Raw genomic sequence first — 20,097 nt, forward strand, 5'->3', positions numbered from 1 at the left:
GCACTGCGGCGGACCCGGGTGGCAGCCCATGGCGGGGTAGCTCAGCTGGTTAGAGCGCACGACTCATAATCGTGAGGTCGCGGGATCGAGCCCCGCTCCCGCTACCACTCTCGTTGCGTGGCGCCGGGTTCCGGCTGAGATCTCGACAGACGATTTCTCGATCGGCACCGCCGTCGCGTAGCCTTGTGTGTCGCGACCGCGTGCCCGCTTGTTCACGTGCGCGGCGGAGCACCCGAAGACATCGTTTCAGCAAGCACGTTCCCGAAAGAGCAGGTTGCCGTGGCCAGCAAGAGCACCGACGTCCGTCCCAAGATCACGATGGCGTGCGTGGACTGCAAGGACCGCAACTACATCACGAAGAAGAACCGTCGGAACAACCCCGACCGTCTCGCCTTCAACAAGTTCTGCCCGAAGTGCGGCAAGCACACCGAGCACCGCGAGACCCGCTGACCCCAGTGCCCTGCCCCGCGCCCTGAGCGCGTCGGCGGCCCGTCAGCTCCACAGCAGCACCGTTCGCTCCTCCGGCCCGTGGCCGGGGGAGCGTTCGTCGTCCCCGGCTCGATAGGGTTGCCGGTATGCCGGTCAACGCAGACTTCCAGGGGCGGGAGTACCCGCCCACCGAGCCCTACCGGGTCAGTGCCGCCAAGATCCGCGAGTTCGCCGAGGCGGTCGGTTCGACCGACCCCGTGCACGTCGACGCCGACGTCGCTCGCTCACGCGGCTATGCCGACGTCATCGCCCCGCCGACCTTCGCCGTGCTCATCGCGCAGCAGTGCGACGGCCAGCTGGTCCGCGACCCCGACGCCGGCATCGACTTCAGCCGGGTCGTGCACGGCGAGCAGCGCTTCGTCCACCACCGGCCGCTCACCGCGGGCGACGCGATCGTCGGCACCCTGCACGTCGACACCGTGCGCGAGGCCGGTGGCCACGCCATGGTGACCACCCGCACGGAGCTCGCGACGGAGGCCGGCGAGCCGGTCTGCACCGCGACCTCGACCATCGTCATCCGAGGAGGCGAGTGATGAACGAGCAGCCCACCACCCCCGCAGCTCCCGCCACGGTGCGCTCCGCCGCCGACGTCACCGTCGGCGAGGCCCTGCCCGCCGTGACGATCCACGTCGACCGCCCGAGGCTCGTGCAGTACGCCGGCGCCTCCCTCGACCGCAACCGGATCCACTGGGACGAGCCCTTCGCGAAGCAGGTCGGCCTGCCCGACGTCATCGCGCACGGCATGTTCACGATGGGCTCGGCCGTCACCCTCGTCACCGACTGGGTCGGCGACGCGGGCCGGGTCGTCGAGTACGGCACCCGCTTCACCAAGCCCGTCGTCGTGCCCTACGACGGCGGCGCCGACATCGAGGTGTCGGGCGTCGTCAAGGCCCTCGACCCGGAGACGAAGCGGGTCACCGTCGAGCTCACCGCGACCGCCGGCGGCGAGAAGGTCCTCGGCCGGGCCATCGCCGTGGCCGTGCTCGACTGAGCACCCCCACGAGCGTGCGCGAGGACCACGACGTCGCCCTGGCGACCCTGACGACGATGCGGGTGGGTGGCCCGGCCGCCCGCCTCGTCACCGTCTCGACCATCGACGAGCTCGTCGACACGGTGCGCGAGGTCGACGACGCGGACGAGCCCCTGCTCGTCGTGTCGGGCGGCTCCAACCTCATCGTCTCCGACGAGGGCTTCGAGGGCACCGTCGTGCACGTCGCGACGGGCGGCGTGACCCCGGAGTCGGCCGACTTCTGCGCCGGTGCGCTCGTGCGCGTCGCGGCGGGGGAGGGCTGGGACTCGCTTGTCGAGCGAGCTGTCGCGGAGGGGTGGGCCGGCGTCGAGGGGCTCTCCGGCATACCTGGCCTGACGGGCGCCACCCCGATCCAGAACGTCGGCGCCTACGGCCAGGACGTCTCCCAGACGATCTGGTCGGTGCGCACCTGGGACCGGCGCGAGCAGGTCGTGCGCACCTTCGCCAACGGCGACTGCGGCTTCGGCTACCGCCACTCGCGCTTCAAGGGCACCGACCGCTTCGTCGTGCTCGACGTGGTCTTCCAGTTCGAGATCGCGGACCTCAGCCGCCCGGTCGCGTATGCCGCCCTGGCCGACGGTCTCGGGGTGCCGCTCGGCACGCGGGTGCCCCTCTCGGACGCCCGTGAGGCCGTGCTCGAGCAGCGTCGCAGCCGCGGCATGGTGCTCGACGCCGACGACCACGACACGTGGTCGTGCGGCTCGTTCTTCACCAACCCGATCCTGCGCCCGCACGCCTTCGACGCCCTCGTCGAGCGGGTCAGCGACCACCTCGGCCCGGAGGCTCCCGTGCCGCCGCGCTTCGCCGAGTCCGACGGGCGCGTCAAGACCAGCGCCGCCTGGCTCATCGACAAGGCGGGCTTCGGCAAGGGCCACGGTCTGCCCGGCCCTGCAGCCCTCTCGACCAAGCACACGCTGGCTGTGACCAACCGTGGCGGTGCGACGACGGCCGACGTGCTCGCCCTCGCGCGCGAGGTGCGTGACGGCGTCGAGGAGGCCTTCGGGGTGCGCCTCGTCAACGAGCCGGTGCTCGTCGGCGAGACGCTCTGACGGCAGGGCCGCGCCGGACGCCCGCCAGCCGCACACCCCGGCGCTAGGGGCGCAGCTTCGAGTCGCTTGCACCCGGTATGCCGTGTGCGGCGGACCCGAGGCGGCGCCGCTGGCCCGTGGACCCCTCTCGCCGCTCCGTCGCTGCAGGGAGCGGGCTCCGGGGCGACGCGGCTACTTCGAGAGGACGACCGTGAAGGTCTTGGCGTTGATGGCCTTGTCGGTCGTGCTGACCTGGTAGGCGGGCCGGTTGAAGGCCAGCGTCAGGGCCGAGGTCGTGCCGCGGTTGACCTTGAAGAAGACCCAGCCCGAGGACCACTGCTCACGGGTGGCCTTGGTGAGGTCCTTGGTGCTCCACAGTCCCTTGAACTCGGTCGTCGACGGCACCGTCTGCTTGGGGTTAGCCGCGATGAGGCTGAGCATCGACGGGTCGAGCGTCGCCGAGTAGCGGGTGCCGGCCTCGAAGCGCACGCGCACCCCGACGATCTCGAACTGCTCGGCGCCGACCGGCTGCCCGGCGGGCCACTTGAGGTGGCGCGCGATGCGGGTGGCGGTGATGGTGTGGCCGAGGTCAGGATCCTTGATCACCGCGTTGATGTTCTTGTAGCTGACCTTCTCGACGGCGGCCGGGGGCGGCGTCGTCGGCGTGGCCGTCTCGGTGGCCGGGGCGGTCGTCGTCGTGGCCGGCGCGGTCGGGTCGGCGGTCACCGCGGACTCGCCGCTGCACGCGGCGAGCGTGAGGGCGGGCACCACGAGGGCGACGGCACAGAGCTGTCGCAGACGGGTGCGGGAGGTCGTGGAGGGGGCGTCGGAGGATCGCGTCAAGGTCTTCATCTCCCGACCAGCATGAACGCCGGGGTCGCCGTGGAGCAAACTCGGCTCACCCCGAGGGACGACGCTATGCCCGATTGGTCCAACTTCTCGTGGGGGCGCGGGCGTGGCGGGACTCACGATGAGGAGGGCGTCGCCAGCCACGAGTCGACGTCCGCGAGCGCCGCGGCGCGCACGTGTTCGGGGGCGCGGCTGCCGCACAGCGACCCGCGGGCGAGGGCAGCGAGCCCGGCGTCGTCGAAGCCGAGCTCGCGGGCAGCGGCATACTGCGCGGCCAGGCGGTTGCCGAAGAGGAGCGGGTCGTCGGCGCCCAGCGCCACCGGTATGCCGGCCTCGACGATCCGCCGCAGGGGCACCTCCTCGGCCGTGCCGTAGACGCCGAGCGCGACGTTGCTGCCGGGGCACACCTCGAGCGTCACCCCGGACTCCGCCACGGCATCGAGCACCGCCGGGTCCTCGACCGAGCGCACCCCGTGGCCGATGCGGTCGGGATCGAGGTGCTCGAGGGTCTCCATGACGGCCTGCGCGCCGAGCAGCTCACCGCCGTGGGGCACGAGCGCGAGGCCGGCGCGGCGGGCGATGGCGAAGGCAGGCCCGAACTCGGCGATGACGCCGCGGCGCTCGTCGTTGGACAGGCCGAAGCCCACGACGTGGCCGGCGTCGTCACCGGCATACCGGGCGGCGAGGCGGGCGAGCGTGCGGGCCTCGAGCGGGTGGCGCATCCGGCTTGCGGCGACGACGACGGCGACCCCGATGCGCCCGTCGGACGACACCGACCGCGCCTCGTCGAGGACGATCTCGAGCGCCGGGGTGATGCCGCCGACGAAGGGTGCGTAGGAGGTCGGGTCGACCTGGATCTCGAGCCAGCGCGAGCCCTCGGCCGCGTCGTCGTGGGCGGCCTCGCGCACGATGCGCCGCATGTCGGCCTCGCCGCGGACGCAGGCGCGGGCGGCGTCGTAGAGACGCTGGAAGCGGAACCAGCCGCGCTCGTCCGTCGCCCGGGCCAGCTTCGGCGGGTAGCCCGTGACGAGGGCGTCGGGCAGCCGTATGCCGTGCTGCTGGGCAAGCTCGCGCACGGTCTCGACGCGCATGGAGCCGGTGAAGTGCAGGTGCAGGTGGGCCTTGGGAAGGGCCGTCACCTCGCGCGTCATGCGGGTCAGTGTGTCACCCGGCCGTGGCGCCGACCGGAGGGGTGGTCGGGCCTGTCGCGTCAGCGGTCGTCGGGCTCGTCGGCGATCTCGTCGACGATGTGCATCGCGGCCTCCTCGGCCGACGCGCCGGCGCCGTCGATGCCCACGTCGTTGGCCCAGGCCTGCTTCTCGTCGTCGTCGTGGGCGCCCTCGTCGTCGGCCACGAGGCGTCCTGCGCGCCGGTCGCCGACCTCGTTGTCGCCGAGCCAGTCGTCCTCGGCGTCGATCGAGTCGGGGTCGTCGCCGCCGATGCGGTCGTCGTCGAGGCCGCTCTCGTTGTCGGGCGCGCCGTAGGCCGAGTTGGGGTCGGGCACCTCCTGGCGGATGCGCTCCTCGATCGTCTCGTCGATCGACTCCTCGTAGGCCGTGGTGCCGTGGGCCGTGACGCCCTGCGGGCGGTCGTTGGGGGAGTAGCCGCGGTCGAGCACGTCCTCGAGGTCGTCGCCCTCGAGGGTGTCCTCGGACTGGAGCTGGTCCTCGTCGTCGACGCTGTAGACGGTGAGGTCGTCGGCGATGGTCTCGTTCGGCTCGTTGTCGCTCATCGCGGCGCTCCTTCGGTGGTGGGCTCACTCTGCCCGGTGGTCTCGCTGCCTGCTCCTACCCCCGAGGCGCGGTCCTGCGTCAGCCTCTCGGCCGCAGCGAGGGCGACGCAGGTGGCCACGCCGGCCATCGCCGTGCGCACCTCGTCGAGGCCCGGGAAGGTCGGTGCGAGGCGGATGTTGCGGTCGCGCGGGTCGTCGCCGTGGGGGAAGGACGAGCCCGCCGGCGTCAGGGCGATGCCGGCCCCCTTGGCGAGGGCCACGACGCGCGAGGCCGTGCCGTCGAGCACGTCGAGGTTGACGAAGTAGCCGCCGGTCGGGTGGGTCCACTCGGCCACCTCGAGACCCTCGAGCCCGTCGGTGAGGGCCTCGGCGACCGCGGCGAACTTCGGCGCGATGATCGCGCGGTGCTTGCGCATGTGGGCACGCACGCCGTCGGCGTCGCGGAAGAACTCGACGTGGCGCAGGTGGTTGACCTTGTCCGGTCCGATCGAGCCCATCGCGAGGTGGCCGAGCCACCACTTCACGTTGGCCTCGCTGGCAGCGAGCACGGCGACGCCGGCTCCGGCGAAGGTGATCTTCGAGGTCGACGCGAACATGATCGGTCGGTTCGGGTGGCCCGAGGCCGCCGCGAGGCTGAGGATGTCGGCGCTCTTGGCCTCGTCCTCCGTGAGGTGGTGGAACGCGTACGCGTTGTCCCAGAAGATCGTGAAGTCGGGCGCGGCGGTCGGCATCGCGGCGAGGCGCGCGGCCTTCTCCTGCGACACGATCGCGCCGGACGGGTTGGCATAGGTCGGCACGATCCAGATGCCCTTGACGCTCGGGTCGTCCTTGACGAGCGCCTCGACCGCGGCCACGTCGGGCCCGTCGTCGTGCATGTCGACGGTGACCATCTCGATGCCGAACTCCGCGAGCATCGAGAAGTGCCGGTCGTAGCCTGGCACCGGGCAGATGAAGGTGACCTTCTCCTCCTGCGACCACGGCCGCGGGGAGTCGACGCCGCCGAAGAGCAGGAAGTCGACGATCGTGGAGTACATCATCGTGAGGCTCGAGTTGCCGCCCGCGACGACCTGCGACGGCTCGACCCAGAGCAGCTCGGCGAACAGCTCGCGCAGCTCGGCGAGGCCCTCGAGCCCGCCGTAGTTGCGCACGTCGACCCCGGCGCGGTCGGTCGTGCCCGTCGGCAGGCGCAGCAGGTCGTCCGAGAGGTCGAGCTGCGCCGCGGAGGGCTTGCCCCGCGTGAGGTCGAGCTTGAGACCGCGAGCCTGAAGCGCCGCGTAGGCTTCCTGCTGCTGCGTGAGGAAGGCAGCGAGGTCGTCGTCGGACAGCGAGGCGAGGGGGGTGCGCGGGTTCGTCACAGCCTCGATCCTGCCACTGCGCGCCGCCGCGCGGGCAGCCTGGTCCGTATGCCGGGTCCGTGTGCTCGGTGCGCGTGCTCCACGTGTGCCGGGCCGTATGCCGGGTGCGTCCGACCACACGCAGGTTGCGTCCGTCGGCCCGGTCCTCACGGCATGCGTGTGCGGGGTGGAGGGGGTCGCGCGAAGGTGCTCTCGCCGGTTCGCGTTGAGGCCGGTGCGTCACGTATGATCGTCGCTCGGACGGCTTCGCTGGCCATGCTGACGCATGCCGTCCCTCCGGTTCCACCCCATGGTGCCGGTGAAGGGCAATAGCTCAATTGGTAGAGCTCTGGTCTCCAAAACCAGCGGTTGGGGGTTCGAGTCCCTCTTGCCCTGCGCATCTGATGATGTGGTCGTCGTGCAAGGCGGCACGCGGCTTCTGCCCTGAGGTGGTCATCCCACCGAGACGGGTTGGCTGTCGCGGGCCGACACCCAGGCAGAAAGAAGGAATCGTGACCGAGACGAGCGCCAAGCGCGGGTCCGACCGGGCTGACAAGGCCCGTGGCGGCAACGCGATCTCGCGTCTCTTCGGAGCGATCAGCCTGTTCGTGCGGCAGATCCTTGACGAGCTGCGCAAGGTCGTGCGTCCGACGGGCCCCGAGCTCGTGCGCTACACGACCGTCGTCGTCGTCTTCGTCGTGGTGATGATGGCTCTGGTGTCCGCACTCGACTTCGGCTTCACCAAGCTCGTCTCGTGGGTCTTCACCGGGACCACGAGCTAGCCGAGGGCGCCGGCCCGAGTCGTCAGAAGCCATTGCCAGCCCCACCCGGCTGGTCCCCCAGCAAGGAAGTAGGTCAGAGCGTGTCCGAGCAGCTCGCCCAGCAGGGCGCCCCGAACGGCGAGAGCGCCGAGAGCGACGTCGTCGACCCCACGGTCGGTGACGACGCCTCGAGCGACGCCGTCGCGGAGGAGCAGGACACCGTCGAGCGCTCCGAGGCCGTCGACACGGCCGAGGCCGACGAGACCGAGGACGACACCGACGTCGACAGCGAGACCGAGGACGACACCGAGGGTGACGTCGACGCGGAGGCCACCAACGAGGCCACCGACGAGGCCGCTGACGAGGTCACCGAGGAGCCGGTCGCGCAGGGCAGCGGTGACCCCGTCGCCGACTTCAAGGCGGACCTGCGCTCGCGCTTCGGCGACTGGTACGTCGTGCACTCCTACGCCGGCTACGAGAACCGGGTCAAGGCCAACCTCGAGACGCGCATCCAGACCCTCAACATGGAGGACTTCATCTTCGAGATCGAGGTCCCCATGGAGGAGGTCACCGAGATCAAGAACGGCCAGAAGAAGCTCGTCCGCCGCGTCCGGATGCCCGGCTACGTCCTCGTGCGCATGGACCTCACCGACGAGAGCTGGGGTGCCGTTCGGCACACGCCCGGCGTCACCGGCTTCGTCGGCAACGCCCACCAGCCCGTGCCGCTCTCGATCGACGAGGTCTTCACGATGCTCGCGCCGTCCTTCGAGGCCGCAGCCGGCCCCGGTACGGGCGACGCCAAGCAGTCGGCCCCCAAGGACATCCGCGTCCTCGACTTCGAGGTCGGCGAGTCCGTCACCGTCATGGAAGGGCCCTTCGAGACCCTTCCCGCCACGATCTCCGAGATCAACGCCGACACCCAGAAGCTCAAGGTGCTCGTCTCGATCTTCGGCCGGGAGACCCCGGTCGAGCTCTCCTTCGGTCAGGTCGCCAAGATCTGAACACACGGGGGCTCGCGGGCCTTGCGGCCCTCCGCCCCCGTGGACCCCGGAAAGCCCGCGTGGTTCCACCGCGCGACTGCTTCAAGAACCCGCGTGGTTTCGGCTGCGCGTCAGCAAGAACAACTGAAAACCGCCACGAACGCTCCGCGTCCTTGGCAGTGCAACCGGGTCATCGCCCACGGCGTCGGCCCACAACGAAGAAGGTAGGCATCATGCCCCCCAAGAAGAAGAAGGTCTCCGGCTTCATCAAGCTGCAGATCCAGGCCGGTGCGGCCACGCCCGCGCCCCCCGTCGGCCCGGCCCTCGGCCAGCACGGCGTCAACATCATGGAGTTCGTCAAGGCGTACAACGCCGCGACGGAGTCCCAGCGCGGCAACGTCATCCCGGTCGAGATCACGGTCTACGAGGACCGCTCGTTCACCTTCGTGACGAAGACCCCGCCGGCCGCCGAGCTCATCAAGAAGGCTGCCGGCGTCGCCAAGGGTTCTGGCGAGCCGCACAAGACGAAGGTCGCCAAGCTCTCGCGCGACCAGGTCTACGACATCGCCCGCCAGAAGATGGAAGACCTCAACGCCAACGACGAGGACATGGCGGCGCGCATCATCGCCGGCACGGCCCGCTCGATGGGCATCGACACCGAGCTCTGAGCAGCCGGGGTCACACACGCTTCGGGAGCCCGCCCCTGCGGGGGCGGGTCACCCCGAGACCGAGCCGGGCGGCATACCGCATCGGCTCCGTGGGAGACCAGCGCACGGTCGCACCACGACTCCACGACACACCAAGGAGCAGTTCCATGAAGCGCAGCAAGAACTACCGCGCAGCCGCCGAGCTCGTCACGCCCGGCAAGGTCTACGCCCCGCTCGAGGCCGTCCGCGTCGCCAAGCAGACCGCCAAGGCCAAGTACGACGAGACCGTCGAGGTCGCCATGCGCCTCGGTGTCGACCCGCGCAAGGCCGACCAGGCCGTCCGCGGCACGGTCAACCTGCCGCACGGCACGGGCAAGACCGCCAAGGTCCTCGTCTTCGCCAACGGCGACAAGGCCGAGGCCGCCCGTGAGGCCGGCGCCGACTACGTCGGCTCCGACGACATGCTCGAGAAGGTGCAGGGCGGCTGGCTCGACTTCGACGCCGTCGTCGCCACGCCCGACATGATGGGCAAGGTCGGTCGTCTCGGCAAGGTTCTCGGTCCCCGAGGCCTCATGCCGAACCCCAAGACCGGCACCGTGACGATGGACGTCGCCAAGGCTGTCACCGACATCAAGGGCGGCAAGATCGAGTTCCGCGTCGACAAGCACGCGAACCTCCACTTCATCATCGGCAAGGCCTCGTTCGACGAGACGAAGCTCGTCGAGAACTACGCCGCCGCGCTCGAGGAGATCCTGCGTCTCAAGCCGTCGAGCTCGAAGGGCCGCTACATCGAGAAGGCCACCGTGTCCACGACGATGGGCCCGGGCATCCCGCTCGACTTCTCCAAGACGCGCAACCTCCTCGTCGAGGAGGAGCAGGCCTGATCGCCTGACCCCGTCATCGAGAGCCCGTCACCCCTTTTGGGGTGGCGGGCTCTCGTCGTTGTGGCGTTGCGTTGGGCGGTGCCTCGGCGCCCGTCATTGCTCGCGGGGTGAGGGGTCGCGTGGGCCGCCGGCAGCCGCTCGCGGCGTGGAGCGTCGACGGGCGTATGCCGTCACGCTCACTTTCGGGGGCACGGTGCCCGTCGCCGATGCCGCTCCCGACTCCCGGCAACCCCCGCTCAGGGGCACCCTCCTCGTCGAGCGGCCGCGTCGTCACACGGGTGCACTCCTCGAGTGGCCGCGTCGTCACACGGGTGCACTCCTCGAGTGGCCTCGTCGTCACACGGGTGCACTCCTCGAGTGGCCGCGTCGTCACACGAGGGGGAGCGCGGCATACGTGAATGGGTGGGGGTCTCGACCTGAAATGGGGAGTTTGCGCGGGTACGGTCGATTCATGAGTCGTCATAGCGCACGCACCACGACACGATCCAGATGGGTTCTCGGCGCGCTCGTCGTCGGGTTGCCCCTCGCTCTGCTGCCGGCCACGGCCGGGGCGCAGACCCAGGCCGCGCCCACGGCGGCGCCCGGCACCGACCGCGGCTGGCACGGCAAGCCGACCGAGCTGCCCAAGGTGGCGGTCATGACGGGCTCCGGCGGCGCGGTCGCCTCGGTCGACCGCGATGCCTCACAGGTCGGCATCGACGTGCTGGCCCGCGGCGGCAACGCCGCTGACGCCGCGGTGGCGACGGCCGCCGCCCTGGGCGTCACGGAGCCCTACAGCGCCGGCATCGGCGGTGGCGGCTTCCTCGTCTACTACGACGCGCGCACGAGACACGTGTCGACGATCGACGGGCGAGAGACGGCCCCGGCGAGCTTCACCGAGGACACCTTCCGCAAGCCGGACGGCACCGCCATGGACTTCACCACCGTCGTCAACTCCGGCCTGTCTGTCGGGGTGCCCGGCACGCCGGCCCTGTGGGCCAAGGCGCTGCGCGACTACGGCACGCTCTCGCTCAACGCAGCGCTGAAGCCGGCCGAGCGGCTCGCGGCCAAGGGCTTCCTCGTCGACCAGACCTTCCACGACCAGACGGCGCAGAACGCCGCCCGGTTCGCGAAGTTCCCGGAGACGGCACGGGTCTTCCTGCGCGATGGTCAGGCGCCGGCCGTCGGCACGGTCTTCACCAACCCCGACATGGCCAAGGCATACCGGACGCTGCGGACCCAGGGCGTCGACGTGCTCTACCGCGGGCGCCTCGGTGAGGCGATCGTGCGCGAGTCCAACGCACCGCACACCGCTGCCGGGGTCAGCGTCATGGGCGGGCAGATGACGCTGCGCGACCTGGCCGCCTACCGGGCTCTGACGAAGGCGCCGATCCACTCGCAGTACAAGGGCCTCGACGTCTACGGCATGCCCGTGCCGAGCTCGGGCGGCATCGCTGTGGCCGAGATCCTCAACCTGATGAAGGCCTATGAGGACCGCACCGGTGTCACGACCTCGGCCGTGTCCGACGTCGACTACCTCCATCGCTTCTCGGAGGCGTCGGCGACGGCGTTCGCCGACCGCAACCGCTACGTCGGCGACGTGCCGGGCGTGCCCGTCTCAGAGCTCGTCAGCCCGGCCTTCGCGGCCGAGCGCGCCTGCCTCTTCAGCCCGACCCAGGCTCAGCCACGACCGATCCCGTTCGGCTCGCCCGACGGCAGCTACACATCGTGCGCACCGGGCGCCAAGGCGCAGCAGGAGCCTTATGAGGGCCTGTCGACGACCCACCTCACGGCCACCGACCGCTGGGGCAACGTGGCGTCCTACACGCTGACGATCGAGCAGACCGGCGGCTCCGGTATCACGGTGCCCGGCTACGGCTTCCTGCTCAACAACGAGCTCACCGACTTCAACTTCGTGCCGCTGACGGCCGGGGTGCCGGACCCGAACCTGCCCGGCCCGGGCAAGCGGCCGCGCTCGTCGATGAGCCCGACCATCCTCATGGACGGTGGCACGCCGTTCCTCGCCGTGGGCTCGCCCGGCGGCGCGACGATCATCACCTCGGTGTCGCAGACGATCCTCGGCTACCTCGACCGCGGCCTGCCTCTCGTCGACGCGATCGCGGCGCCGCGGCTCAGCTCGCGCAACGGCACCGAGGGGGCCGAGCCGGCCCTGCTCGCCAGCCCGGTTGCCGCGGGCCTCACCGCGCTCGGCCACAAGCTGAGCAACGCCGGCGAGATCGGCGCGGTGACGGCCATCCGGAGCCTGGGCGGGGGCCGCTTCGAGGCCGCTGCCGAGACCGTGCGCCGCGGCGGCGGGTCGGCGATGGTGGTGCGGCCCCAGCCCTGACCGGGCGCCCACCGCTGGGTCTGTGACGGAGCGGCCACTCGACATCGGACGACGTCGAGTGGCCGTTCTCAGCAGGGGCCGTTGACGGGTACGGAGACCCGGATGTTCGTCGTGCCCTTCGACTGGATCGTGACCCGAGCTCCCTTGTCGTCGTGCGCCTCGATGCCGGTGAAGCCGCCGGTCAGCTGCGACTGCTGAGCGGGCGGGAACCCGTGCGCAGCGAGGGCAGCCTTGGTGTCGGCGATGACGGCGTCCCAGTCCGGGGTCTGCGTCGGGTCGAGCTCGGCGGTCATCGTCTTCGTGAACCAGCGACAGCCCTCGGTCGTGAGGTTCGTGCCGCCCCCGGTGCCGTCCTTCCACTTCGCGCCGAGCGGCCCGGCCGCGGCCTTGGCGACGTCCTGCAGGACGGGGTCGTAGGCCGCCCGGGCCTGCTCGCTCGTCAGGCCGGACGAGCCCGTGCAGCCAGCGAGCAGGGCGAGCGCCGCCGCGGCAGCGACGAGCGTGCGCCTGCGGGGCCCCGCGACGGGGGTGCGGGGTCCACCGCGCCCCGATCGTCCGCCGTCGCCGCGCCGCATGGTCATGTCACGATTCTGGCAGTGCCCTCTGCGGCTCGCCCCTCGGGCCCGGTCGGAGCGGGCCTCCGGTGTCTGTCAGCTCGCCTTGGGCGTCGGCCACGGCCAGGCGGTGCAGCCCTTGAGCCCGTAAGTCTGCTGCATCATCACCGGAGCGACCTTGCCGGCTCCGCCGCAGTAGGCGTGCCCGTGACCGAGACCGTGGCCTACCTCGTGGTTGACGAGGTAGGTGCGGTAGCCCGCGAGGTCGGTGCCGTAGGCCTCCGCCCCGAGGATCCACCGGCGCGCGTTGAGCACGACGCGACCACCGTTGTGGCAGCTCACCTGACCACGTGTCTCGAGGGGAGCGCACAGCCTGTCGGTCGTGTCGGGGCTCGCGAGGGTGATCCGCAGGTCGACGGAGTCGCCCTTGGCCACCTCGGCGGGCGAGACGTTGACGAAGCGCACGCCGTCCTTGGTCTGCCAGCCCCGGGGGTCGCGCAGCACGGTGGCCACCGTCGTCGCCAGCGCCGTGGTGTCGACGCCCAGGCCGCCCTCCGCCTCGAGGGTCCAGCGCACGGTGCGCCCCGTCGAGGGTGGGGTGCCGAGGGCCGACGCCGGCACGACGACGGCGGTCATCGTGCCGCTGCCGCGCTCGACGACCTTGGCCGCCGTGCCGGCCGGGGCGGTCGGTGCGGAGGGCCCGGTGCCGCTCGGGGCGGGAGCCGCGACGGTCTCGGGCACCCGCTCGACGTCGTCGAGGGGCACGGATACAGCCAAGCCGGTGGTCACCGAGACGCGTGAGGCGGACGACAGCGCACTCTCGGGCACCTCGCCGGCGCCCGCCGCAGCGACTGCCCACACGTCGGCGACGAGGCACCCCACGAGGGCTGCCGCCGCCACGACGCGTCGCCGGTGCACCTGCTGACGTCGTGAGTCAGCAGGTCCGCCTGCTCCGCCACCCCTGTGCATGTGTTCCACGCTAGGGCACCTACCCGTTGGGGTCGCGGAGGCGACGGTCGACCCGCGAGGACCGATTTGGTCCTGGCCCCCGACAGCCCGTACTCTTGCGGAGACCAATGACCGCCGGTTGGGTTCTGTGGCTGACACAGATCCTCGAAGGTTCCGCACGATGCGGGCAGCCAGCGCAGGACCTCAGCCACACGGCATACAGCGTATGCCGCCTCGTGCCCCGAGCGCCCTGCGCCGGGGCCTTTTTCGTGAGGGCCCTTCCCCGGTGGCAACACGCAAGGGAAGGAGGCCCAGATGGCAAAGGCCGACAGGACTGCCGCCATCGCCGAGATCGCGGACCAGTTCCGTGAGTCCGGCGCGGCCGTTCTCACCGAGTACCGCGGGCTGACCGTGGCCCAGCTCTCGCAGCTGCGCAACTCGATCCGAGAGCACGCCACCTACGCCGTGGTCAAGAACACGCTGACGGAGAAGGCTGCTCAGGAGGCCGGAATCACGGCCTTCGACGGCCAGTTCCAGGGCCCGAGCGCCATCGCCTTCGTGACCGGTGACCCGGTCGAGGCGGCCAAGGGCCTGCGTGACTTCGCCAAGGCAAACCCCCTCCTCGTGATCAAGGCTGGCGTCCTCGACGGCAAGCCGCTGACCACCGAGGAGATCACGAAGCTCGCCGACCTCGAGTCGCGCGAGGTTCTCCTGGCCAAGATGGCGGGGGCCATGAAGGGCTCCCTCACCAAGGCCGCCTACCTCTTCAACGCTCCTCTGTCGCAGACGGCCCGTGTGGTCGAGGCTCTGCGCCAGAAGCGCGAGGAGCAGGGCCCCGCCACGGAGGCTCCGGCCGCCGAGGCAACCACCGACGTCGCCGAGGGTGGCGACGAGAGCTGACGCCTTCTGGCGTTCGCTCGATTCATCAATCAGCCACTCACGGCAAGTAACAGGAAGGAAGCCATCATGGCGAAGCTCAGCACCGACGAGCTCCTTGACGCCTTCAAGGAGATGACCCTCATCGAGCTCTCGGAGTTCGTGAAGCAGTTCGAGGAGACCTTCGAGGTCACCGCCGCCGCCCCGGTCGCCGTTGCGGCCGCTGGTGGCGCCGCCGGCGGCGCCGCCGCCGAGGAGGCCGAGGAGCAGAGCGAGTTCGACGTCGTTCTGACCGCCGCGGGCGAGAAGAAGATCCAGGTCATCAAGGAGGTCCGCGCGCTCACGAGCCTCGGCCTCAAGGAGGCCAAGGACCTCGTCGACGGCGCCCCCAAGCCCGTCCTCGAGAAGGTCGACAAGGCTGCTGCCGAGAAGGCCAAGGAGCAGCTCGAGGCCGCCGGCGCGTCCGTCGAGCTCAAGTGAGCCGTCCCGGCTAGTCCGGGACTCCAGCATCACCGCGAAGGCGGGTCCGACCAGCTGGTCGGACCCGCCTTCGGCGTTCACCGGCTCAGCCGGACGCTGCGCCTACCGGCGCTCGCGGCGAGAGCGTCGTCGGCCCTGGTATGCCGCTCACCGACCTCCCAGCGCATGTGGGCCGCCGCCGAAGCCGCTCCCACCGACAGGTGCAGCGCCCATCACCGATGCGACCCGAAAGGGCGCAGGGTTGCTCGTGCGGCCGATTCATGGGCGGCGCCATCGCAGGGACGCGGCGTCGCTGCGAGACGATGCGCCGCCCATGCTCCTGAGGCCGCGGGAGCGGCGCTGCGTCGCGTCCGGCCTGGCTCGGGCTCTCTCAGGCAGCGTGGTCCAGGGCGTCCTTGAGGGCGGCGAGGATGAGGGCCACGCGGTCGGGCCGGGCGTTGTGGCCCATGAGGCCGATGCGCCAGACGTTCGAGGCGAACGCCCCTGCGCCGGCGCCGATCTCGAGGTTGTGCCGCTCGAGCAGGTAGCCGCGGACGGCGGCGGAGTCGACGCCGTCGGGCACCCGGACGGTGGTCAGCTCGGGCAGGCGGGTGCCCTCCTCAGCGAAGAGGGCGAGGCCCATGGCCTCGAGCCCGTTCTGCAGGAGCCGGCCGGCCTCGGCGTGGCGGTCCCACACCTTCTCGAGGCCCTCGTCGGCGATGCGGCGCAGGCCGGCGTGGAGGCTCGCGACCATCGCCGTCGGTGCGGTGTGGTGGTAGGTCCGCTTGCCCGCACCGGCGGCCTCGCCGACGTAGCCGCCGAGCAGGCCGAGGTCGAGGTACCACGACGACGGCTTCTCGACCCGTCGGGCGAAGGCGCGGTCGTTGATGGTGAAGGGCGCGAGCCCGGGCGCGACGCCGAGGCACTTCTGGGTGCCTGCGTAGCCGATGTCGATGCCCCAGTCGTCGGCCCGCAGCTCGATGCCGCCGATGCTCGTGACGGCGTCGACGAGCAGCAGGGCGTCTCCCTTGGCGGCGCCGAGGGCGGCGATGTCGGAGCGGACTCCGGTGGAGGTCTCGGCGTGCACGGCGGCGATGATCTTGGGCGACGGGTGGGCGGTCACGACGCGCTCGACGTCGACGGGCCGGCCCCACTCGTGGTCGACCCGCACGACCTCGGCGCCGTGCCGCCCGGCGACGTCGACCATGCGCTCGCCGAAGAGGCCGTTGACGGCCACGACGACGACGTCGCCCGGTTCGACCGTGTTGACGAAGGCTGCCTCCATGCCGGCCGACCCAGTGGCCGAGAGCGGCAGGGTGCGGCGGTTGTCGGTGCCCCAGACGTAGCGCAGGAGGTCGCAGGTCTCGTCCATGATCGCGAGGAAGTCGGGGTCGAGGTGCCCGAGCAGCGGCGAGGCCAGCGCCAGGGTGGCCTCGGGGTAGGGGTTGCAGGGCCCCGGGCCGAAGAGGTGCCGCTCGGCGACGGGGCGGGTGACGGCTGCGGGAGGCGTGCTCGAAGAGGTCATCAGAATCCTGCTCCGGGGTTGAGGATGCCCTGCGGGTCGAGGGCGTGCTTGATGCGGTGGGTGAGTGCCATGACGTCGGGGCCGAGCTGCTCGGGCAGGGCGTCGCGCTTGAGGCGGCCGACGCCGTGCTCACCGGTGATCGTGCCGCCGAGGCTGATGGCGAGGCTCATGACCTGCGAGAACGCTTGTGCTGCACGGTTTCTCGCCTCGACGTCACCGGGAGGGTAGACGACGACGGGGTGGGTGTTGCCGTCGCCGGCGTGCGCCACGACGGGGATCTCGACGTCATTGGACCGCGCGATCTCGGCGATGCCGCTGAGCAGGTCGGGTAGTCGCGGCACGGGCACGCCGACGTCCTCGAGCATGATCGTGCCGCGGCGCTCGATCGCGTAGATCGCCGCTCGGCGGGCGGCGACGAAGAGCTCGCCCTCGTAGGGCTCGGTCGTCGTGAAGCACTCCCGGGCACCGCCCTCGGAGCAGAGCTGCTCCATGACGGCGATCTCCTCTCCGCGCGCGGCTCCGGGGGCGTCCGACTGGGCGAGCAGCATCGCGCCGGCGTCGCGGTCGAGGCCCATCGGCTTGTGGTCCTCGACGGCGTTGATCGAGGCCTGGTCCATCAGCTCCATCATCGAGGCGCGCAGCCGGCTGCCGATCGCGACGACGACGCGCGCGGCGTCGGCGACGTCGTCGAAGGTCGCCACGAGGGTGGCGGGCGGCTGCTGCGCCGGAACGAGGCGCAGCGTCGCGCGCGTCACCACACCGAGGGTGCCCTCGCTGCCGACGAAGAGCTTGAGCAGCGACAGGCCGGCGGTGTCCTTGATCCGCTGGCCCCCGAGCCGCACGAGCGTGCCGTCAGCCAGCACGACGTCGAGGCCGAGCACGTAGTCGGTCGTGACGCCGTACTTCACGCAGCAGAGGCCGCCGGCGTTGGTCGCGACGTTGCCCCCGATCGAGCAGATCTCGTAGGACGAGGGGTCAGGCGGGTACCAGAGGCCGTGCTCGGCGGCGGCCTGCTTGACCTCGACGTTGAGCGCGCCGGCCTCGACGACCGCCGTGCGGGTGGTCGGGTCGATCTCGACCGCACGCATCCGCTCGAGGCTGAGCACGACGCAGCCGTCGATGGCGTTGGAGCCTCCGGACAGTCCGCTGCCCGCCCCTCGCGGCACGAGCGGTATGCCGTGTGCCCCCGCCCAGCGCACCGTGGCCTGCACGTCGGCCGCGGACGAGGCGCGGACCACGGCGAGCGGCATACCGGCGCCCTCGTCTGCCGTGAAGTCGAAGCGGTAGGCGGCGACGCCGGCAGGGTCGGTGAGCAGGGCCCCGGGCGCCAGCGCGGCCGCGAGGGCGCCGAGGTCGGGGGAGGGGCCTGCGGCGGCGGCAGTCTGGTCGGCGGACTGAGCGTCCTTGCTCACGGTCGTCACCGTCCCACCGTAACCGCGCGGCCACGTGGGGGCGCGGGCACCGGGGACGCAGGTCACGGCAGCGGTCGTTGAGTCGACGCGGTGGGTCAGGGAGGGCTGCTCACGGTGATGGTGACCGTGACGGGCTCTGTCTGGAGGGGTCCGGTGACGACACGGGAGGTGACCACTGAGCCCGACGTGCCGTAGATCGTCGTGGTCACCGATGAAGCAGGGGTCGTCGCGCTCGTGGAGGTCGGCACCTCGGGACTGGCGCGGGGCACCTGCGTCGTCGCCGAGCCCGGCCCTGAGGGCGACACCGGCACGGGGCGCTGCCCCACGAGGAGCGCCGCGGCGACGGCGGCCGCCACGAGGGCGATGCCAGTCGCCGCGAGCGCCGGACGCCGCCAAGGATGGCCGGCGGTCTCGAGGCGCGGTCTCAGGTCGTCGACGAGGCGGCTTGCCGACGGAGCCCGGCCGGCCTCGTCGTCGAGGGTCTGGCGCAGAAGGCGCTCGACGTCGTTCACCTCGGGCTCCTTCGTGGGAGGGGCCTGGGGGCTGGCGCGGCTAGTGCAGAGCCGGTGTCGTCACGCAACCCCGGGTGATCCCGCAGCGTGGCGAGGGCCCGAGCCGCTTGGCTCCTCACGGTGGACTCGGCGACCCCGAGCACCTCCGCGATGTCGCGGTCGGACAGGTCCTCGTAGTAGCGCAGCACGAGGACGACCCGCTGCCGTCGCGGAAGGCCCCGGACGACGCCCCAGACGAGCTCGCGGTCGGCGAGCTCATCATCCGGGGCAGGGGTGACGCGGCGGCCCGCGTCGGGGAGGGAGGCTGCGGGCAGCTCGCGGCTCCGCAGTCGCCGGCGCCAGCTGAGGTACTCGTTCGTGATCGCCCGACGGGTGTAGGCGAAGGGCGCCGCGACCTCCACGACGGACCACCTGCGGTGCACCTTGACCAGGGCGTCCTGCACGAGGTCGTGCGCCTGGTGCCCGTCGCCGCAGACGAGGTGGGCGTAGCGGAGGAGGGCCGGACCACGGGTTCGGACGAAGTCCTCGAAGGACGCCTCCATGGTCGTGTGCCCACCCTGCCTCTCGCGACGGTCGCCCACGCGTCACGCGGGCGCGGCGCCATCGGCGCCGTGCACCACCCTGACGCATCGAGGACGCGGATCTGCTGCACGGACCACGGCATTCTCGGGGCGGTGCGGCCCGGTAGGTTGACCGCCATGGGAACGGTGTCACACGAGCAGGAGCCGGCTGCCCCCGCGCCCCGGGGCGGCGCGAGCCCCATGGGACGCTACGGACCGCTGGTGAGCATCACCCACTTCGACACCGCTCCGAGGGAGCTGGAGTGGCAACTGCCACTGGAGGGCGAGCTCTACCGGCTCATCCCGGGGCCCGACCGCCCCGACTACTCGCTGCTCGTCCTCGAGCGGCCCCTCCACTTCTACCCGGCGACCGGCTTCGACCTCGGGCGGGTCGAGGCGGACCAGCAGGTCGAGGACCGCAAGGGCCGGCCGATGGTCCGCGTGCATGCGCTCCTCGTGTGCGCGCGCTTCGTCGGGCAGCAGCTCCACCCGGGCATGCACGACCTCGCCGTCAACATCGCCTACGTCATCGACAACTCCCTCGCCCGTGACGCGGTCGTCGACTTCGCCAAGATCGAGGTCGCCGCGGTCGGCTTCATCAGCGAGGGCCACGTGAGTGGCCCGAGCACGCCCGGTGAGGCGGACGCCCCGGCTGAGGCTGCCTCCACTGACGACGACGTCGTCGCGGACGCCGCGCGCGTGCTGCGCGACGGCGTGGCCGCTCACCGCGGACGACCCGTCGACCGGCTGAGCGCGACGCTCGTCGTCGGTGCGGACCACCGGCTCGCCGGGCTGTCGGGCAACGCCGACGGTGAGGCGCCCGTGCCCACCCCGGAGACGTTCGAGCAGGTCAACGAGGTCCTGGCCCGACTGGACGGCCTTGCCGGCGGGCCCGCCGGTGCGGCCGAGGACAGCTCGGTTCAGGACGGCGCGCGCCGCTTCACCGTGCGCGTCGAGGGTGACTCCGTCGTCCTCGAGAAGAATCGCGACGCCTCCGCGTAACCTCATCTGCCCCCGCGTCGTTCACGTGATGACCGACGTGCATCGGTCGAGGGGGACGGCACGGCAGGGGGCCTGAGCGCGCGGTGGGGGGCCGCAGGCTCGTGTGTGCTCAACTCCGCGGGGGGAGAGAAGGTCCCGGGCGCCCGAAACGGCGCCCGGGACCGACCTCGCACCACGGGGGCGCAGGGC

At 71.5% G+C, this 20,097-nt stretch carries 22 protein-coding genes and 2 tRNA genes; 14 read left to right on the plus strand and 10 right to left on the minus strand.

Annotated features, from left to right (window positions below; genetic code table 11):
• Nucleotides 1–30 precede the first annotated feature (30 nt).
• From FHX52_RS16520 to FHX52_RS16540, 5 genes are all read left to right on the plus strand, one after another.
• Nucleotides 31–107 (plus strand) — tRNA-Met (locus tag FHX52_RS16520).
• Nucleotides 108–279: 172 nt separating this feature from the next.
• Nucleotides 280–450 (plus strand): 50S ribosomal protein L33, encoded by a 171-nt coding sequence (gene rpmG / locus FHX52_RS16525; protein WP_141823397.1) that lies wholly within the window; start codon nucleotides 280–282, stop codon nucleotides 448–450.
• A 125-nt stretch (nucleotides 451–575) separates the two neighbouring features.
• Nucleotides 576–1,022 carry an FAS1-like dehydratase domain-containing protein gene (locus FHX52_RS16530; RefSeq protein ID WP_141823398.1) on the plus strand — a complete coding sequence of 149 codons (447 nt, stop codon included), beginning with the start codon at nucleotides 576–578 and terminating at the stop codon, nucleotides 1,020–1,022.
• Nucleotides 1,022–1,480 carry a MaoC/PaaZ C-terminal domain-containing protein gene (locus FHX52_RS16535; RefSeq protein ID WP_141823399.1) on the plus strand — a complete coding sequence of 153 codons (459 nt, stop codon included), beginning with the start codon at nucleotides 1,022–1,024 and terminating at the stop codon, nucleotides 1,478–1,480. Before FHX52_RS16530 ends, FHX52_RS16535 begins: the two co-directional genes overlap by 1 nt.
• A gap of 14 nt (nucleotides 1,481–1,494) precedes the next feature.
• On the plus strand, nucleotides 1,495–2,568 hold the full coding sequence (locus tag FHX52_RS16540) for a UDP-N-acetylmuramate dehydrogenase (protein ID WP_141823400.1): 1,074 nt from the start codon (nucleotides 1,495–1,497) through the stop codon (nucleotides 2,566–2,568).
• Between the two features lie 171 nt (nucleotides 2,569–2,739).
• Here FHX52_RS16540 and FHX52_RS16545 read toward each other — a convergent pair whose 3' ends face one another.
• The 4 genes from FHX52_RS16545 to FHX52_RS16560 form a co-directional block, all read right to left on the minus strand.
• Nucleotides 2,740–3,390, minus strand: coding sequence for a hypothetical protein (locus FHX52_RS16545; RefSeq protein ID WP_141823401.1), 651 nt, complete (start codon nucleotides 3,388–3,390; stop codon nucleotides 2,740–2,742).
• Between the two features lie 122 nt (nucleotides 3,391–3,512).
• Nucleotides 3,513–4,547: an adenosine deaminase gene (locus FHX52_RS16550; protein WP_141823402.1), complete on the minus strand. Its 1,035-nt coding sequence runs from the start codon at nucleotides 4,545–4,547 to the stop codon at nucleotides 3,513–3,515.
• A 59-nt stretch (nucleotides 4,548–4,606) separates the two neighbouring features.
• Complete coding sequence (locus FHX52_RS16555; RefSeq protein ID WP_141823403.1) at nucleotides 4,607–5,128, minus strand: DUF5709 domain-containing protein; 522 nt, start codon at nucleotides 5,126–5,128, stop codon at nucleotides 4,607–4,609.
• Complete coding sequence (locus tag FHX52_RS16560; RefSeq protein WP_141823404.1) at nucleotides 5,125–6,483, minus strand: aspartate aminotransferase type Ic; 1,359 nt, start codon at nucleotides 6,481–6,483, stop codon at nucleotides 5,125–5,127. Before FHX52_RS16560 ends, FHX52_RS16555 begins: the two co-directional genes overlap by 4 nt.
• Nucleotides 6,484–6,785: 302 nt before the next feature.
• Here FHX52_RS16560 and FHX52_RS16565 point away from each other — a divergent pair.
• From FHX52_RS16565 to ggt, 6 genes are all read left to right on the plus strand, one after another.
• Nucleotides 6,786–6,858: transfer RNA gene (locus tag FHX52_RS16565), tRNA-Trp, on the plus strand.
• Between the two features lie 116 nt (nucleotides 6,859–6,974).
• Complete coding sequence (gene secE, locus FHX52_RS16570; RefSeq protein ID WP_185747334.1) at nucleotides 6,975–7,244, plus strand: preprotein translocase subunit SecE; 270 nt, start codon at nucleotides 6,975–6,977, stop codon at nucleotides 7,242–7,244.
• 80 nt (nucleotides 7,245–7,324) lie between these two features.
• On the plus strand, nucleotides 7,325–8,224 hold the full coding sequence (gene nusG, locus FHX52_RS16575; RefSeq protein WP_141823406.1) for a transcription termination/antitermination protein NusG: 900 nt from the start codon (nucleotides 7,325–7,327) through the stop codon (nucleotides 8,222–8,224).
• Nucleotides 8,225–8,436: 212 nt separating this feature from the next.
• Nucleotides 8,437–8,871, plus strand: coding sequence for a 50S ribosomal protein L11 (gene rplK, locus FHX52_RS16580; protein ID WP_141823407.1), 435 nt, complete (start codon nucleotides 8,437–8,439; stop codon nucleotides 8,869–8,871).
• 146 nt (nucleotides 8,872–9,017) lie between these two features.
• Entirely contained in the window at nucleotides 9,018–9,734 is a 717-nt protein-coding gene (rplA, locus tag FHX52_RS16585) for a 50S ribosomal protein L1 (protein WP_141823408.1), read from the plus strand.
• A 451-nt stretch (nucleotides 9,735–10,185) separates the two neighbouring features.
• Nucleotides 10,186–12,060, plus strand: coding sequence for a gamma-glutamyltransferase (ggt, locus tag FHX52_RS16590; RefSeq protein WP_246070064.1), 1,875 nt, complete (start codon nucleotides 10,186–10,188; stop codon nucleotides 12,058–12,060).
• Nucleotides 12,061–12,128: 68 nt separating this feature from the next.
• On the opposite strand, the gene FHX52_RS16595 is transcribed toward ggt, so the two are convergent.
• Together FHX52_RS16595 and FHX52_RS16600 are read right to left on the minus strand one after the other, a co-directional pair.
• Nucleotides 12,129–12,641, minus strand: coding sequence for a hypothetical protein (locus FHX52_RS16595; protein WP_141823409.1), 513 nt, complete (start codon nucleotides 12,639–12,641; stop codon nucleotides 12,129–12,131).
• Nucleotides 12,642–12,710: 69 nt separating this feature from the next.
• Nucleotides 12,711–13,583, minus strand: a complete 873-nt coding sequence (locus tag FHX52_RS16600) for a DUF3152 domain-containing protein (RefSeq protein ID WP_141823410.1) — start codon at nucleotides 13,581–13,583, stop codon at nucleotides 12,711–12,713.
• 294 nt (nucleotides 13,584–13,877) lie between these two features.
• Here FHX52_RS16600 and rplJ point away from each other — a divergent pair, with 294 nt between their 5' ends.
• Both rplJ and rplL read left to right on the plus strand, forming a co-directional pair.
• A complete protein-coding gene (gene rplJ, locus FHX52_RS16605; protein ID WP_141823411.1) occupies nucleotides 13,878–14,462 on the plus strand; it encodes a 50S ribosomal protein L10 in 585 nt (194 codons plus the stop codon).
• A 66-nt stretch (nucleotides 14,463–14,528) separates the two neighbouring features.
• Nucleotides 14,529–14,918 (plus strand): 50S ribosomal protein L7/L12, encoded by a 390-nt coding sequence (gene rplL / locus FHX52_RS16610; protein ID WP_141823412.1) that lies wholly within the window; start codon nucleotides 14,529–14,531, stop codon nucleotides 14,916–14,918.
• A 370-nt stretch (nucleotides 14,919–15,288) separates the two neighbouring features.
• Here rplL and FHX52_RS16615 read toward each other — a convergent pair whose 3' ends face one another.
• From FHX52_RS16615 to FHX52_RS16630, 4 genes are all read right to left on the minus strand, one after another.
• Entirely contained in the window at nucleotides 15,289–16,422 is a 1,134-nt protein-coding gene (locus FHX52_RS16615) for a pyridoxal-phosphate-dependent aminotransferase family protein (protein ID WP_141823413.1), read from the minus strand.
• Nucleotides 16,422–17,843, minus strand: a complete 1,422-nt coding sequence (locus tag FHX52_RS16620; RefSeq protein WP_342777958.1) for an FAD-binding oxidoreductase — start codon at nucleotides 17,841–17,843, stop codon at nucleotides 16,422–16,424. The genes FHX52_RS16615 and FHX52_RS16620 overlap by 1 nt, the downstream gene beginning before the upstream one ends.
• Nucleotides 17,844–17,929: 86 nt before the next feature.
• Nucleotides 17,930–18,346: a hypothetical protein gene (locus FHX52_RS16625; protein ID WP_141823414.1), complete on the minus strand. Its 417-nt coding sequence runs from the start codon at nucleotides 18,344–18,346 to the stop codon at nucleotides 17,930–17,932.
• On the minus strand, nucleotides 18,343–18,888 hold the full coding sequence (locus FHX52_RS16630; RefSeq protein ID WP_141823415.1) for a SigE family RNA polymerase sigma factor: 546 nt from the start codon (nucleotides 18,886–18,888) through the stop codon (nucleotides 18,343–18,345). Before FHX52_RS16630 ends, FHX52_RS16625 begins: the two co-directional genes overlap by 4 nt.
• 240 nt (nucleotides 18,889–19,128) lie before the next feature.
• Here FHX52_RS16630 and FHX52_RS16635 point away from each other — a divergent pair, with 240 nt between their 5' ends.
• Nucleotides 19,129–19,908 carry a hypothetical protein gene (locus FHX52_RS16635; protein ID WP_141823416.1) on the plus strand — a complete coding sequence of 260 codons (780 nt, stop codon included), beginning with the start codon at nucleotides 19,129–19,131 and terminating at the stop codon, nucleotides 19,906–19,908.
• The last annotated feature ends 189 nt before the right edge of the window (nucleotides 19,909–20,097 follow it).

Origin of the sequence: Humibacillus xanthopallidus, from assembly GCF_006717145.1 — a bacterium.
Classification (GTDB): domain Bacteria; phylum Actinomycetota; class Actinomycetes; order Actinomycetales; family Dermatophilaceae; genus Humibacillus; species Humibacillus xanthopallidus.